The organism is Frankia sp. CeTa3Moorea (assembly GCF_978021225.1).
The window spans coordinates 1-16,411 of sequence record NZ_CDXDOR010000086.1; the positions used below are offsets into that span (position 1 = coordinate 1).

The 16,411-nt window shown below is 70.6% G+C and carries 10 protein-coding genes; 6 read left to right on the top strand and 4 right to left on the bottom strand.

From position 1 onward, the window contains the following. Window positions 1–3,582: HAMP domain-containing protein (locus AC08OV_RS15310; protein WP_476619830.1), on the bottom strand; the 3,582-nt coding region annotated here is incomplete at its 3' end. Window positions 3,583–3,754: 172 nt separating this feature from the next. Between AC08OV_RS15310 and AC08OV_RS15315 the strand changes: the two genes are divergently transcribed. Together AC08OV_RS15315 and AC08OV_RS15320 are read left to right on the top strand one after the other, a co-directional pair. Continuing rightward, the gene (locus tag AC08OV_RS15315) at window positions 3,755–6,082 is read left to right on the top strand and encodes a SpoIIE family protein phosphatase (RefSeq protein WP_476619831.1); all 2,328 of its coding nucleotides are present in this window, start codon (window positions 3,755–3,757) and stop codon (window positions 6,080–6,082) included. A gap of 259 nt (window positions 6,083–6,341) precedes the next feature. Continuing rightward, window positions 6,342–7,199 carry an ATP-binding protein gene (locus AC08OV_RS15320; protein WP_476619832.1) on the top strand — a complete coding sequence of 286 codons (858 nt, stop codon included), beginning with the start codon at window positions 6,342–6,344 and terminating at the stop codon, window positions 7,197–7,199. Window positions 7,200–7,332: 133 nt separating this feature from the next. On the opposite strand, the gene AC08OV_RS15325 is transcribed toward AC08OV_RS15320, so the two are convergent. The 3 genes from AC08OV_RS15325 to AC08OV_RS15335 form a co-directional block, all read right to left on the bottom strand. Continuing rightward, window positions 7,333–7,617 carry a hypothetical protein gene (locus AC08OV_RS15325; RefSeq protein ID WP_476601399.1) on the bottom strand — a complete coding sequence of 95 codons (285 nt, stop codon included), beginning with the start codon at window positions 7,615–7,617 and terminating at the stop codon, window positions 7,333–7,335. Window positions 7,618–7,910: 293 nt separating this feature from the next. After that, window positions 7,911–8,357, bottom strand: a complete 447-nt coding sequence (locus AC08OV_RS15330; protein WP_462187540.1) for a hypothetical protein — start codon at window positions 8,355–8,357, stop codon at window positions 7,911–7,913. A 362-nt stretch (window positions 8,358–8,719) separates the two neighbouring features. Then, the gene (locus AC08OV_RS15335; protein WP_476616047.1) at window positions 8,720–10,138 is read right to left on the bottom strand and encodes a type III PLP-dependent enzyme domain-containing protein; all 1,419 of its coding nucleotides are present in this window, start codon (window positions 10,136–10,138) and stop codon (window positions 8,720–8,722) included. Window positions 10,139–10,725: 587 nt separating this feature from the next. Between AC08OV_RS15335 and AC08OV_RS15340 the strand changes: the two genes are divergently transcribed. From AC08OV_RS15340 to AC08OV_RS15355, 4 genes are all read left to right on the top strand, one after another. Continuing rightward, entirely contained in the window at window positions 10,726–12,339 is a 1,614-nt protein-coding gene (locus tag AC08OV_RS15340; protein WP_476619833.1) for a diaminobutyrate--2-oxoglutarate transaminase family protein, read from the top strand. A 161-nt stretch (window positions 12,340–12,500) separates the two neighbouring features. Beyond that, complete coding sequence (locus AC08OV_RS15345; protein ID WP_476619834.1) at window positions 12,501–14,231, top strand: pyridoxal phosphate-dependent decarboxylase family protein; 1,731 nt, start codon at window positions 12,501–12,503, stop codon at window positions 14,229–14,231. Continuing rightward, on the top strand, window positions 14,228–16,231 hold the full coding sequence (locus AC08OV_RS15350) for an IucA/IucC family protein (protein WP_476615554.1): 2,004 nt from the start codon (window positions 14,228–14,230) through the stop codon (window positions 16,229–16,231). Before AC08OV_RS15345 ends, AC08OV_RS15350 begins: the two co-directional genes overlap by 4 nt. 105 nt (window positions 16,232–16,336) lie before the next feature. Further along, window positions 16,337–16,411: helix-turn-helix domain-containing protein (locus AC08OV_RS15355; RefSeq protein ID WP_476615557.1), on the top strand; the 75-nt coding region annotated here is incomplete at its 3' end.

Consider the following 16,411-nt stretch of genomic DNA (forward strand, 5'->3'; position numbering starts at 1 on the left):
GGACGAAGGTACGAGTGCCGTCGTGCCGAACCGGTCCGCGTCGGGGCTCTGCCATCCGTTCGCGGGCCCGGCATCGCGGCCGGCGGACGCGGGTCCGCCACCCGCTCCCGCGTCCACCCTCTCACCCGGCCGCCGCCCGAGGTACTGGCCCGACGGATCGACGATCATGAGAACGTTGTCCGGCTCGCCCGGTGTGACCCCGAAGGACGGCATCTGCGCCGGCGGGGCCGACGGCAGGTAGAGGGTGAAGGTGCTCCCACGGCCGACCACGCTGGAGACCGCGATGGCGCCGCCCAGCAGGCGGGCGATCTCCTTGCTGATCGACAGGCCGAGCCCGGTGCCGCCGTAGCGACGCGACGTCGTGCCATCCGCCTGCTGGAACGCCTCGAAGATCATCCGAAGCTTCTCGGCGGCGACCCCGATTCCGGTGTCGGTGACCGCGAACGACAACACCGTGTCCGCGGAACACAGGCTCGGCGAGAGGAAGGGCAGATCCGACCGGGCGACGGTGACGTCGAGCCGGACGGTGCCGGTGTCGGTGAACTTCACCGCGTTCGACAGGAGGTTCTTCAGCACCTGCTGGAGGCGCTGCTCGTCGGTGACGAACTCGGCTGGCACGTCGGGAGCGAGGTTGACCTGGAATGACAGGCCCTTCTCCTCCGCCACGGGGCCGAAGACCCCGGCGACCGCGTCGCAGAGCGCCGCCGTGCGCACGGTAGTCGCATCGACGTTCATCTTCCCGGCCTCGACCTTCGACAGGTCCAGGATATCGTTGATCAACTCGAGCAGCTCGGAACCGGCGGAGTGGATCGTCTCGGCGAAGTCGATCTGCTTGCGGGAGAGGTTACGGTCCGGGTTGTCGGCCAGCAGCTTGGCGAGGATGAGCAGACTGTTGAGCGGCGTGCGCAGCTCGTGGCTCATGTTCGCCAGGAACTCCGACTTGTACTGCGACGACAGCGCCAGCTGCTCGGCCTTCTCCTCCAACCCGATGCGGGCCAGCTCGATCTCGTGGTTCTTCTCCTCGAGCAGCGCCGCCTTCTCCTCGAGCTCGTTGTTCGTCCGCTGCAGCTCGACCGACTGCGAACGCAGCTCCTGGGTGAGCCGCTGGGACTGGGCCAGCAGCTCCTCCGTCCGAGCGTTCGCCATGATCGTGTTCAGCACCACCCCGATGGTGTCGACGAGCTGGTCGACCAGGGTGAGGTGCAGCTCGGAGAACGGCGAGAACGAGGCCAGCTCGATGACGCCGAGCACCTGGTTCTCGAACACGACCGGCACGACGACCAGGTCGCACGGCGGCGCCTCGCCGAGTCCGCTACGGATGTTGAGGTAGCCGGCGGGTACGTGCTCGACCCGGATACGGTCGCGCTCCAGGGCCGCCTGCCCGATGAGTCCTTCGCCGAACAGGAAGGTGCCGTCCGAGCGGCGCCGGGGCACCGAGCCGTAGCCGGCGACGTAGCGCAGCTTGTCACCCTCGATGAAGTCGAGCAGGTAGACCGTGCCCTGCTGGGCGTTGACCGCGGGCGTCATCTCACTGATGATCATCTGGCAGACTGCGTAGAGATCGCGCTGGCCCTGCATCTTGCTGCCGATCCGGGCCAGGTTGGACTTCAGCCAGTCCTGCTGGGCGTTGACCTCGGTGGTCTCGCGCAGTCGCGCGATCATCTGGTTGATGTTGTCCTTGAGCTCGGCGACCTCGCCCTCGGCCTCCACCGAGATGGACCGGGTCAGGTCACCGCGGGTCACCGCGGTGGAGACGTCGCCGATCGCCCGCAGCTGGATGGTCAGCGTGGACGCCAGCTGGTTGACGTTGTCGGTGAGGTCCTTCCACGTTCCGGCGACTCCGGCTACGGTGGCCTGACCGCCGAGCTTACCCTCGACGCCGACCTCCCGGCCCACCCGGGTGATCTCCGCGGCGAACGAGGAGAGCTGGTCGACCATCGTGTTGACGGTGTCCTTCAGCTCAGCGATCTCACCCTGCGCGGTCACAGTGATCTTCTGGCTCAGGTCGCCGCGGGCCACCGCCGTGGTCACCAGCGCGATGTTGCGGACCTGGCTGGTCAGGTTGCCCGCCATCGAGTTCACCGACTCCGTCAGGTCCCGCCACACCCCCGACACCCCGCGCACATGCGCCTGGCCACCTAGGTTGCCCTCCGTGCCCACCTCACGGGCGACCCGGGTCACCTCGTCCGCGAACGACGACAACTGGTCCACCATCGTGTTCAGGGTGTCCTTGAGCTCCAGGATCTCACCCTGGGCCGCCACGGTGATCTTCTGCGACAGGTCGCCGCGGGCGACGGCGGTAGCGACGAGCGCGATGTTGCGGACCTGGCTGGTCAGGTTGCCCGCCATCGAGTTCACCGACTCGGTGAGGTCCCGCCACACCCCCGACACGGCCCGCACATGCGCCTGCCCGCCCAGGTTGCCCTCCGTGCCCACCTCCCAGGCGACCCGGGTCACCTCGTCCGCGAACGACGACAACTGGTCCACCATCGTGTTCAGGGTGTGCGCGAGGCCCGCGACCTCACCCCGGGCGTCGACGGTGATCTGCCGGGTGAGGTCGCCGCGGGCCACGGCCGCCGCGACCTCGGCGATGCTGCGAACCTGGGTGGTGAGGTTGCCGGCCATGACGTTGACCGAGTCGGTCAGGTCGCGCCAGACCCCGGAAACGCCCTTGACCTGTGCCTGGCCGCCTAGCTTGCCCTCGGTGCCGACCTCCTTGGCCATCCGGGTGACCTCGTCGGCGAACGCGGAGAGCTGGTCGACCATCGTGTTGACGGTCGATTTCAGTTCGTGGATCTCGCCGCGGGCGTCCACGGTGATCTTCTGACTCAGATCACCCTGCGCAACCGCGGTGGTAACCTGAGCAATGTTGCGGACCTGACTGGTCAGGTTGCCCGCCATCGAATTCACCGACTCGGTGAGGTCCCGCCAGACCCCCGAGACGCCCTTGACCTTGGCCTGCCCGCCCAGGTTGCCCTCCGTGCCCACCTCACGGGCGACCCGGGTCACCTCGTCCGCGAACGACGACAACTGGTCCACCATCGTGTTCACCGTGGTGCCGATCCGCAGGAACTCCCCACGCACCGGCTGGCCGGCGATCTCCAACGCCATGTGCTGGGACAGGTCCCCCTCGGCCACCGCCGCTATGACCCGCGCCACCTCGTGGGTCGGCCGGGCCAGGTCGTCGATGAGGGAATTCACCGCCCGCGTCATGTCGGACCAGCCGCCGGGGCTGCCCAGATCCTCCATCCGCAGGGTGAGCCGGCCGTCACGGCGGATCACCTTGCTGACCCGGGCCAACTCACGCGCGTGGCGCTCCTGGATGGCGGCCAGCTCGTCGAACTTGCGCACCACGTCACCGGCGTAGCCGTCCCGCGCCGCGAGGCGGGTCGAGAAGTCGCCCTCGCACAGGCGGGTCAGCCCGTGCAGGAGATCCGCGATCAGCTCGTCGGCGGCGGCCATCGGCGCCCGAGTGTCGTCCGCGGGAAGGGATGCATGGGGCACGATGGTCGCGGTAGCGTCACCGCCGGGTGCATCCAGATCATGACGAGCCGAGGGTTGCGGGTCGTATGCGGGGCTCATTGGTCTCCTACCTGAGCTCGGTCGACACGATCGTCCCGGATCCCGGGCCGGGCGGAGGACCCGGGTCAAGGGCGGTCTCCCACCGGCACCAGCGTGGGGCGGCGTCGGTGGACAGGTGACACCAGCCGCCAGTATCCGCCTCACGATGGACAACGCAGGAGAGACTGAGCACATGTATGGCGCAGCAGGGGGTGGGACGATGCCGGCGCGCGCCATCGCGTTGCCACCGACGCCCGACTCCCCCCGGGCCGCCCGGCGCTTCCTGCTCGAGGCGTTGCACGGGCGGCTGGACGACGACCTGTTGGACTCCGCGCTTCTGCTCGTCACCGAGCTGGTCACCAATGTCGTCGTGCACGCGGGCACCTCGGCCACCGTGGAGGTGCGCGCGGACGGTGACGGCGTGCGGGTCGGGGTTGCCGACCGGCATCCGGTCCGCATCGGCATGGCCCGGGTAAAGAAGGTCGGGGACGCCGACTTCGGCATCGACGGGCTGCGCGAGGACGGCCGCGGCCTCGCCCTCGTTGACGCGCTCGCGACGAGCTGGGGGACCGAGCACGGCCGCGGCGGCAAGACCGTCTGGTTCCGCCTGGGAACCGTCGGCGACGGCTCGCACACCCCGGCGGCGGGCGACGACGAGGCCACCGGTGCCTCGTCGTCCGCGTCCTCGTCCTCGCCCGCTGTGGCTGTGACCAGTCCCGCTGTGGCTGTGACCAGTCCCGCTGTGGCTGTGACCAGTCCCGCGCCCTGCGCGGCCCCGGCCCCCGTGGTACCGGCGCGTCCGGTCCGGCTGATAGCCCGGGACACCGCCCGTGCCCTCACCGCCGAGGGCGAGGTCAACGAACTGCTCGCGCAACTGGTGGACGCGCTCGCGGTAACCGCTGGGCTGGTGCGGCGTCCCGGGCGCGACGGCGGCCGGTTGGAGACCGTGGCCACGCTTGGGGCCGTCAGCTCGGTCACCGAGGCGCTCTCGTTCCCGCTGGATCCGACGCAGGAGAGCCTCGGCGAACTGCTGCTCTGGCCGGCGGCCGGCGGCCGCCCGAGTGGTTCGGGCGGCACCGGCGGTTCGGGCGGAGCGGAGGTCTCTGGCGAGGTCCGCTGGACGGATGCCGCCGCGGCGGCCGGGCTGGACGTGGAACGCATCCGCCTGACGACCCGATGGATGGCCCTGGCCCTCGGCGGCGGCGACATGCGACGCGCCGAGGAACGCCGCATCGGGATGCTGTCCTTCCTCGCCGAGGCGTCCGATCTGCTGGCGGGCAGCCTGGACCTGAGCCGCTCGCTGGCGCTGCTCGCGCGGTTGCCGGTCCCACGGTTGGCCCAGTGGTGCGCGGTGTACCTGCACCGGGAGAACGCCGATCCCGCCCTGTGGGCGGCGGCGCACGCGGAGGAGAACGCGGCGGGCGCCCTCACCGCTGCCGCGGTCGACCCGGACGGCCTGTTGATGGCGGCGGTGCGCTCCGCGAGCGGAGACCGGGTGCGTTCGCTGACCGCGCTCGGCGGACCGGCGCTCGTGATGGTACTGCGGGCCCGGCGGCGGGTACTCGGGGTGCTCGCGCTCGGCCGCCCCGAGGGCAACGCCTTCGCCGCGGACGAGATCGATCTACTCGCCGACCTCGCGCGCCGGGCCGCCTTCGCGGTCGACAACGCCCGGCTCTACAGCCGGCAGGTGGAACTGGCCGGCACGCTCCAGGCGGGTCTGCGCCCACCGGAGCTGCCGATGATCGAGGGACTGGATCTCGGTTCCGCCTATGGCGCCGCGCAGTCGGCGGGTCTCGACGTCGGCGGCGACTTCTTCGACCTGCTGTCGGGTCCGCTCGGCTGGACGATCGCCATCGGCGACGTCTGTGGCAAGGGTGCAGAGGCCGCCACCGTGACCGGGGTGGCCCGCGCCGTCCTGCGGCTGCTGACGGGCCGGGGTACGGAGCTCGGCGAGGTGCTGCTCGAGTTGAACCGGACCCTGCGCGACGCCACGTCGTCTCATCCGAACGGGCAGAGCCGGTTCTGCACCCTGGCCGCCGCCGCGATCATGGCGCCGGCCGGCGGACCCGCGGGGAGCGAGTCCGCCGACACCGACACCGACACCAGCACCAGCACCAGCACCAGCACCAGCACCAGCACCAGCACCAGCACCGGGATCCGACTGCGGCTGTTCCTCGCCGGCCATCCCCAGCCGGTGGTGCTGCACGCTGACGGGCACGCCTCGCTCGTCGGTCGCCCGGGAACCCTGCTCGGCGTCCTCGACGACGACGAGGTCTCGTTTCCGGGGTTCGAGATCGTCCTGCGCCCGGGCGAGTCACTGGTCTTCTACACCGACGGGGTGATCGAGGCCCGCAATGGCGGGAAGCTGCTCGGCGAGGACCGGCTCCTCGACGCGATCGGGGGGTGCGCGGGACTGTCAGCGCAGGGGATCGCGGATCGCGTCCTGGCCGCCGCCGAGCGGTTCGCCGGCGGCAACCTGCGCGACGACGTCGCGATCCTCGTGGCGCGCGTGCCCGGCTGACCGGCATGATGGGCGCTCCGGGCTACCTCCGAGGGCACCTCCGGTACGCCCGCGGGCGTACTGCGGGCCCCCCGGACCCCACGGGCACGAAGGCCCGGGCCCCACGGGCACGAAGGGCCCACGGAGAGGAGACACCACCGGGCGCCGTGCCGGATGCCGTATCGGCATGGCCTCAAGAGGTGCGATCCGGAAACAGAGGCTTCAATCCCCACCCAGTGGGTAGAGCCACCTCGATATCCTCGCACAGGCTTGGTGGTCGATGAGCGCGTTTTCGGTCCCGATGGATGTGGTACGGCAGGCAACGTCCAGTTGCCCACCCGCAACCCACATACTCGCCGAGCTCCCCTATCTGCCCTCCGCCGTCCCGCAGGCCCGCAGGGTGCTCCGTGAGGGCATCCGGCTGGCGGACCTTCCCGAGGACGTGCGCGGCACCGCCGAGCTGCTCGTCAGTGAGCTCGTGACGAACGCGGTCAAGTACGGGCAGCCGCCGCTGTGGCTGCTCATCGAGATACGGCCCGGTCTGATCCACGCGTCCGTGTCGGACACCTCGACGGTCCTGCCGCAGCGGCGTGAGGCCGCGCCGGACGCCGAGGGCGGTCGCGGCCTGCTGGTTCTCGACACGTTGGCGGGCAGCTGGGGGACGGTGGCGGTCGAGTCAGGGAAGTACCTGTGGTTCGACCTGCCCGTGCCGGTTCTGCCGGCGCCGGTGATGGGTCGGCGGTCCACCTCCGTCCCCGAAGCCGACGGCGCGGCATCCCCGGACGCCGGGAACTCCTCGCTGCCCGAGGGGCCGTCGTCCGCCGACGGGTCGTCACCGACCGAACCCACCGAACCCACCGAACCCACCGAACCCGCCGAACCCACCGAACCCACCGCCGTGACCCGCTCCGCCCCGGCGGCCCGGTGCTCCCCACCGATCCGCCCCCCGGCCGCATCCGCCTCCGCATCGGCCCTGCTGTCGTCCGCCTTCGGGATGTCCCCCTTCCCGGTCCTGTCGAGGCGGTCGAGATCGGACCGTGCCGGATCAGGCCGCACCGGAGCGGCACGCGCGGGTTGGGAGGCGGCCCGGCCAAACGACGCCAAGGCGGCCGTCACGATCATCACCAAGAGCCTCTGACGCCGTCACGTCATTCCCCACCCGGCCCTCCCCCGCAGCGGATGGGTCCGACATGGTCGGCGAATCACCTGATCATTGGTCAGCGGGTCACCTGATCATTGGTCAGCGGGTCACCTGATCATTGGTCAGCGGGTCAGCGGGTCAGCGCAGAAGGTCTGGTGGCGCCGGTGACCTTCTCGTACCGGTCGAGCGAAACGATGCTGACGACGTCGCCGGTGTGGGGGCGTGCAGCACCTGGTTGCCGCCGAGGTAGATGCCGACGTGCCCGGGGTTGTCGGGGGTGCCAGTTGTCGGGGGTGCCATCGGAACCGGCGGCGAAGAGCGGGTCGCCGGGTTGCCAGGCCGAGACGGGCGTCAACGGGATGCTCGGGCCGGATGCGCCGGCCGGGGCGCTCGCGGCGTCCAGGGCGGCGGTCATGGTGGGAACGCGGGCGAGGATCGCGGCGGCCGAGTTATGGGGAGCAAGGCACGGTCCAGGGACCGCAGACCGTGCTCAGGTCCCCCAAATTCGCCGGCCGGCGGCCGGCTCAGTGTCGCCTGTGCGGCGCTGTCGCCCCGGCGTCCATAGGCAGTGAGGCTTAGCGGCACCTTGATGTGATGCCATGGCAAAAGGGCGTGCGCTACTTGAAAAGCAATGCGACACCGGATCATGACGTCGCGTGACGTCATGATCGTCCGAGCGGGCCGCATCCCGCCACGGGCCACGTCCCGTCAGAGGACGGGCGTCCACCCCTGCCCGACGACGCACCGCCAGACGCGGCCACCCGAACCGGTCGAGCCCCCGAGGACGAGCTGGCCCGTGGTCACGCAGTCGGCGGGCTGCGGATCGGTGACGCTGATCCGCACCCAGGGATGCAGGATGTCGTTGCCCTGGTGGACGTTGAAGTTGTCCCCGAACACACCGGCGCCGCCGGCCTTGTTGACGGCGAAGATGGGTTGGTTCAGATGGTCGTAGACGATGAACAGCTGGCCGTTGGGCCCGCCCGTCGACTGGATACGAAGCCCCTCGGCACTCTGGTTGGTCGCCCGGAACACCCAGGGGTTGCCGGTGAAACTGCTCTGCGCGTATGCGTAGCCACCGCCGCCGAGCAGCCCGCCGACGAGGGTCGCCGCGCCGAGCACGCTGATGGTCCTGAGACGATGTAGGTACGAAAACATGGGTCTTCTCCCCGATCGATACTCCCGGCCGTGTCCTGGTGTGACTCCCGATCGGCAGTCACGGCCAATCCGATAGGAATGCCACCATAGATTGCTAGTTGTCTATTCATTGTGACAGAAGTCCTGCTTTTGACTAGCCAAACAGACCAGAACCACGGCACATCAGCCCCCGCCGTCCGCAATGTCCCATTTAGGCGCCAGGCCGATGAACGGTACGTATCGTCCCATCAACAGATTGTCAATAATCTGAAAAATACGACTTGGATTAATATTTCCTAGAATGCCAGAAATAACTGCCATGGCGACTGGAGCGATGAACTTGAACCTGGTGCTGAGGGAACATTCCTCTCCCGGGTATCCGATCAGCTCGACCGATCGGTGGGGAACGGAGCATGCCGCGTTCCCCGAAGCTCGACGCGCCGGGCTCGGGGGTGGCCGAGGAAATCCGGCAGCGCGAACTCGTAGCCGTACGCACCCGCCATGGGGAAGACGACGACGTCACCCGACCGCACCCGATCGACCGTGATGTCACGGGCGAGGGTGTCCTCCGGCGTGCACAGCTCCCCGACCACCGTCACCGGACGACCTTCGACCACCGCCTCCCGCGTGTCCTTCGGCTCCGGCTCCGGCTCCGGCCCACCGTTCCGGCCCGATCTCTCCACGACGGCGAAGTTATGGACGATCTCCCACGATGTCGGCAGCGCGAAATGATGAATTCCGCCACGCAGAATCACGAATTCCGTCCCGTAGGAATGTTTGACGTCGATCACTTCGGCGGCGTACCAGCCGGAGTCGGCCACCAGCATCCGCCCCGGCTCGAAGATTACCCGAGTTCCGTCCGGCACCGGCAGCGAACTCAGTCCCTCACCAAATCGGATTAGGTCGAAGGGCCGGTCACCGCGCCGGTCCGGTTCGAACGGAACCCCGAATCCACCGCCCACGTCGACCATCCGCAGCTCGATCCCGGCCGCGGCAGCCGTCCGGGCGGCGAAATCGAGACACCACCGGACGTAGCCCAGATGGGCGGCGGCATCGAGATTGCCGGACACCGCGTGGACATGGAATCCGACGACGTCGATATGGGCCAGATCCGCCGCGAGTTCGAGCGCGGCGGGGACCTCCGTTTCGGGGATGCCAAACGCACTCGGCCGACCGCCCATCTGGAGGGAGCCTGCCAGTCCCACTCGGGCCGGGTTAACGCGCACCGCCGCCCGTACCCGACGGCCGAGCCGGGCCGCGACGGCGTCCAGGCGGCGCAGTTCACCGAAGCTCTCGACGTTGACGACGTCGACGTCGGCCGAGACCAGCGCGGTAAGCAGGGTCATCGACTTCCCCGGTCCGGAGGCGACCAGGTGGGGACGCCGGGCGGGGTCGACCCGGCCGTACGCTGCCTGCGCCAGGCGCACCTCGTGCGCGGAGGAGACCTCGAAACCGTCGATGCCCCGGCCGCTGGCGCCGGTCCTGGCGCCGGTCGGGGTGGCGCCCAGGCTGGAGTCGCTCCGTTCCCGCCCCGACCGAGGGATGTCCGGACCGGGCCCACGCAACAGGGCGTCGAGTATCGGCGGAAAGCTGTTGGCCTTGACCGCGTAGCAGACCTCCGCCCACATGGGCAGGCAGGCCCGCAGCGCCGCGGCGTTCCGCGCGGCCGCCGCCGGGTCGTAAAAGTAGGCACTGACCTCTCCGGCGCCAGCCGGCCAGTCACGCACCGCGGTCAACACCGGGCGGGGGAGGCTTTCGGCGGGCAGGGCGCGCAGCGGCGCGGCCGAGGGCGGCAGGTCCACCAGATCGACTCCTCACTCCATCGGTCCTCACTCCATCGGTCGTCCGAGACTCCCTCAGGCGCCCGAGCTCAGCCGCGTCGCCCGCCAGGGACAGGACAACCCACTCTGCCGCCAGGCGCACAGCCGCCAGGCGCACAGGAGCGATGGCGTGTGCCGCGGGCTGCCGAGCGCGGACGCATGGTCCAGACGGGTGGTCTAGACGGTGGTCTCGGATGGGTGGTCTCCACCTGGACCCGACTCTGTCGGTTAGCCCGATGGTGGGGCGACGAAACACGGATCGGATCCGCAAACGGTGCCTGATACCTCACACGGACCGTCTCCGGCTTCCGTGCCGCCGGACGATCGCGGGACGTTCGTCACCGCCATAACCGGTTGTCTGATCCGGATCGACGGGCGTGTAGTGGACATGCCGCAAACACCACAGCCTGAGGCCGATGTTTCTGCCGCAACCCGACTCCCCCGGACGGACTATGAAGAGACCACCAAGTCTGCTTGGCGCCACCATAACCTTGCGCGGAGCAACCATGGTGCGACTGGCTTAGGTTAGGCTTCCCTCAATCAGCCTGCGCGAAAGGGAGTCGCCCGCGATGACGGTTTCCGCTCGTGACGCCGCCGCCGGCGGCCCAGCCGGCCGCACGGCGCCCTCCGCGGCCGTGCCTTCCGTAACCACGAGAGCCGCGACGACGCCCCCCGTGACCACACCCCCCGCGACTACGACCCCCGTCGCCGCCAGGTCCACGCCCGCAGCCCCCGCCACCGCGGGTCCCACGTCCGCACCCACGGGTGCCGTGAACCCGGCCATGATCCTCGCGCGTCAGCGTCAGCGCGAATCGGCGGCACGGACCTATGCGCGGACCCTCCCGATCGTGCCTGTCCGGGCGTCCGGAACCATGGTTCTCGGCGCGGATGGCCGCCGCTACCTGGACTGCCTGGCCGGCGCCGGAACGCTTGCACTGGGACACAACCATCCGGTGGTGACCGAGGCGATCACGTCGATGCTCACCCGAGGGGCCCCTTTGCACACGCTCGACCTCGCCACCCCCGAGAAGGACGCCTTCACCGATGAACTCCGTGGCTGCCTGCCGGCCGGCATGGGGAGCGATGTGAAGCTGCACTTCTGCGGCCCGAGCGGCGCCGACGCGGTCGAGGCGGCCATCAAGCTCGCGCAGACGGTGACGGGCAACCAGACCATCCTCGCGTTCACCGGTGGATACCACGGGATGACGGCGGGCGCCCTGGCCGTGACCGGGAACGTCGCCGTCAAAGATCCTCTGCCGCCGTCGACATCCGTCGTACGGCTGCCGTTCCCCTTCCCCTACCGGTGCCCGTTCGGGGTGGGGTCTGGTCGCGCCCCCGGTCCGGACGGTGCCGAGCTGTCCGCCCGCTACATCGAACGTCTCCTCGATGACCCGGCCGGAGGGGTCGTCAGGCCGGCGGCACTGATCGTAGAACCGGTTCAGGGCGAGGGCGGGGTGATTCCCGCGCCCGACGGCTGGCTCCGCGCCGTCCGCGAGATCACCCGTCGCCGCGGCATCCCACTGATCCTGGACGAGGTCCAGACGGGAGTCGGTCGCACCGGGAAGTACTGGGCCGCGCAGCACAGCGGTATCACCCCCGACATCATCGTCATGTCCAAGGCGATCGGCGGCGGGCTGCCACTGGCCGTCATCGCCTACCGGTCTGAGCTGGACACCTGGGCGCCCGGGGCACATACCGGCACCTTCCGTGGAAACCAGCTGGCGATGGCCGCAGGCCACGCCACGCTGCGCCTGGTGCGGGAGGACCGTCTCGACGAACGCGCCGCCCGGCTCGGCACGCGCCTACTCACCGGTCTGGCGGAGATCGCCCGGGACCGGCCGCAGGTGGGCGACGTGCGCGGCCGCGGGCTGATGCTCGGCGCCGAGATGGTCGATCCGACCGCAGCCCCCGACCTCGTCGGCGCGCACCCCGCCGACCCGCAGCTCGCCGGTCTGGTACGGGCCGAATGTCTGCGCCGCGGCCTGATCATCGAGCTCGGTGGGCGGCACGGCGCGGTCGCCCGGCTGTTGCCACCACTGATCCTCAGCGATGAGGAGGGCGATCGCGTCCTCGCAATCCTCGCCGACGCCATCGATGCCGCCGTCCGCAGGCTCTCCGTCCACGCGGCCTTGGGACACCCACCCGCCGATCAGGCACCCGTCGGGTTCGGATCCGCCGGATGATCCCCCCGCGCAGCCCTGACACACCTGTCGCCACCGCGCCGGCCGGAGAGCCCACGCCGGCCGGGAAGCCCACGCCAGCCGGGAAGCCCACGCCAGCCGGGAAGCCCACGCCGGCGGAGGAACAGGGGCGGAGGAATGGGGGGCCCACGGACGGTCCGCGGATGCGGGAGGTCCCTATTCTCCCGGGGCTACGGCCAATGGTCGATCTCGCGTTGGCCGCCCTCGACGATGGCCGCCGGATCCGCGGCGGCCCGCTGCCCGCCGGTGGTCCACCGGTGGTGCGCGCCATGACCAGGGCTGCCCTCGGCCTGACTCCGGCCGATCCGATTCCGGCCGATCCGACCCCCCCGGACGGTACAGGGACCCTGCTACCGAGGGCCGGAATCGGCCCGTCGGCCGCGCTGACCGGCCTGGTCGAAGCCCTGGCCGCCGGTTCCGCGGACCCGGCGGACCCATGGTGCGCCGCCCATCTGCACTGCCCCCCGCTGGCGGTCGCGGTCGCCGCCGACCTCGCCGTGAGCGCCCTCAATCCGTCCCTGGACTCCTGGGACCAGGCTCCCGCGGCCACGACGATCGAGACCGAGGTTGTCGCGACCCTGGCCACGCTGGTCGGCTTCGATCCGGACCGGGCCACCGGCACGATCACCACCGGCGGGACCGAATCGAACCTGATGGGCCTGCTCCTCGGTCGGGACGCGGCCCGCCGTGGCCCGACCGGGCAAGACGCTCTGGGCCCGGCCGCCCCGGGTCACGATGCCGGGCACCGAGGAGGCCCCGGGCACCGAGGAGCGGACCGGCCGGCACCTCGGGTGTTCCGTTCGGCGGCGGCACACTTCTCGATTGATCGGGCGGCGTCCCTGCTCGCGATCGACGATCCTCCGGTGCGGGTCATCGAGACCGACGGCCAGCACCGGATGCGCGTCGAGGCGCTACGCCACGCCCTGGCCGCGCACGCCGGGCCGGCCATCGTCGTGGCCACTGCGGGTACCACCGATGCGGGCGCGGTCGACCCGCTTCGGCAGATCGCCGCGGTGGTCGAGGAACATCGCGTCCGGTTAGGTGGGGCGCACGACCCGAGCGGGCTATCGGACATGGAGGCAAGGTCCGGCGGGGCGGCCTGCTGGCTTCACGTGGACGCCGCCCACGGCGGCGGCGCGTTGCTGTCCGATCGGCTGGCCGGCCTGCTGGACGGACTCGACCTCGCAGATTCGGTCGCACTGGATCTGCACAAACTGGGCTGGCAGCCGGCGCCGGCCGGGGTCTTCCTCACCGCCCGCGACGACGGCTGGACCAGCCTCGCGACACGGGCGGAGTACCTCAACCCGGAGGATGACGAAGCGGCCGGCTTCACCAGCCTGCTGGGCCGGTCGCTGCGGACCACCCGCCGCGCGGACGCCTTCCCCATCGCGGTCACCCTTCGGGCTCTCGGCCGCGACGGTCTCGGCGCCCGGGTGGATGCCTGCCATGATCTCGCGCAGCACGCGGCACGGACGGTGCGCGCCGACCCTCGTCTCGAACTCGCCTTCCCGGTAACACTCAGCACCCTCGTCTTCCGCTACCGGCCGCCACAGATCACCTCGGATCCAACCGCGTCCGGCACCACCCTGTCCGGCCCCACCGCGTCCGGAACCACCCCGTCCGGACCCGCGGGCCCGCCCTCCCCCGACCGGGTGGACCGGATCAACGCCCGGCTGCGCCGGGAACTTCTCGTCGCTGGCCGGGCCGTCGTGGGGCGCACCCAGATCGGTCCCCGTCACGAGGTCTTCCTGAAGCTGACCCTGCTCAATCCCGACGCCACCGCGGCGGACGTCGACGCGTTGCTCGGGCTGATCGCCGAGACCGGGGACGTCCTTGCCACCGGTGGTTCCACCAGGGCCCGGCGGCGGTCGTGACCGACGATCGACCGCAGCCCGAGACCATCGCGGACGAGATCGTCACGGAGACTCTGCTGCGGTGCTGGGTGCGGGAGACGGGCATCCGGTTACCGGCCGACGCCCGGACGCTCGGCATCGACCTACCCGCGTCCGGCCTGTCCGTTCGGGCGACGTTGACGCACCACTCCCCGTCCGGATGGCACGGGTTCGGACCACCGCGCCTGGTCTGCGCGGCCCACGAACCAGCCCCGGTGGACGCGGGCCTGCTCGCCGCGCTGCTCGTCCGGGAGGTCGCCACGCGGGATGGGCTACCGCCAGCCCTCGGCGCCCAGGCGCTGGGAAGGATCATCGATTCCGCCGGCTGGATCGCGAGCTGCCTCGCAGCCCGCAGTCCCGGGCCGGACCCGGCCGCCGTCCCCCCGTTCCTCGCCGCGGAGCAGGCCCTGATCACTGGTCATCCGTTCCATCCGGCGGCCAAGAGTCGCCAAGGGGCTTCGCCGGAGGCACTGGCCACCTACTCCCCGGAAGTCGGCGGGTCCTTTGCGCTGCACTGGTTCGCCGCCCATCCCTCCGTAGTGACCGTCTCGGGAAACACGACGACCCGCTCCGGAGGGCGGGACCAGGCCCTCGGCACGAACGGCCGGGGCCTGATCCGGCTGCTGGCGGATCTGGCCAGGGAAGACGGTGGGGCCGAGGAGCCGAAGTCCGACCTCTCGGCCTCGTCCGGTTCCGGACCAGACCGACATGGCCCACCCGGGCTCGCGGTGTCCCCTCGGACCGGCGGACGCGGTCGCCCGGACATTCCCGCCGGTTACGTCGTGGTACCCGCGCATCCCTGGCAGGCGGGCGAGGTCAGCAGGCGGGAACCGGTCGCCGATCTGCTCGCGGACGGCCGCCTGATCGACCTCGGGATGTCCGGACACCGGTGGTATCCCACCTCGTCGCTGCGTACCGTCTGGCGGCCGGATATCCCGGTGATGCTCAAGCTCTCGCTGGGGATGCGGATCACCAACTCGTGCCGGGTGCTGCAGCTCGACGAGCTGCGGCTCGGCGCGATGACCGCGAGGCTGATCGACGCCGGTCTCGGCGCGGCGCTCGCCGCCCGACATCCGAACTTCCACCTCATCGGGGAGCCCGGTTGGGTGGCCGTCACCCGACCGGGAGGGGACGGTCGGCCCCGAACCGGCCCCGCAACACCGCTGCCGGTCGGGTCCGGCGAGCGGCACGACAGAGGGCACGACAAGGACGGCGTCGGGCTGGAGACCGCCATCCGGGTCAATCCGTTCGGGTCAGTTGACCGGGCAGTATGCGCCGCGGCACTCATCGCGCCCAGGCCCGCGCGGACCACGGACAGCCGTGGCCGGGCCCGGACGGCGATGCTTCCCCGGCTCCTCACGACGCTGGCCGGCTCGCTGAGCGATCCCCTCCCGACGCTGACCGACGCCTGGTTCGACCGTTACCTGACCGTGGTGGCCGCCCCAGTGGTGGACCTCTACCTGCATTTCGGGATCGGCGTCGAGGCCCACCTGCAGAACACCCTGGTCACCCTGGACGCGGGGGGCTGGCCGATCGCCGGCTGGTACCGCGACAGCCAGGGCTACTACGTGGCCACCTCCGCCGCGGCGGAGGTGCAGCGGCTGCTGCCCGGCTTCGGTGCCGGGCTCGACACGATCTTCGATGACGCGCTGGTGGCCGAGAGGACCATCTACTACCTGTTCGTGAACAACGTCTTCGCCCTCGCCGGGGCGCTCGGAGTCGCGGGTGTCGCGGACGAGCGTCGCCTGCTCGGGCGGGTGCGTGGCCTGCTCCACCGGCTGGACGGGGATAGCCCACGCGGGCGGGGGCCGCGGCCACCCGCCGCTCGCCGAGCACTGATCACCAGGCTGCTCGACTCCCCCACCCTGCCGTGCAAGGCCAACCTCCGCACCTGCGTGGACGGGCGGGACGAACTGGTCGGACCGGTGGCCACCCAGTCGGTGTACGTGCCGATCCCCAACCCGCTCCTGGAGGCCTCGTGACCCAGGAACGTAGCGCGCAGGCCCCGTCTTTCAGGGCGGGGCTAGCGCATCAACGCCAGCGTGACAAGCACGCCTGCTATCCTGTCACTTATAGGGTCGAAGGTGGTGAAGCGGGCGTACCGCTACCGTTTCTACCAGACCCCGGAGCAGGCCGCCCAGCTCGCGCAGACGTTCGGCTGT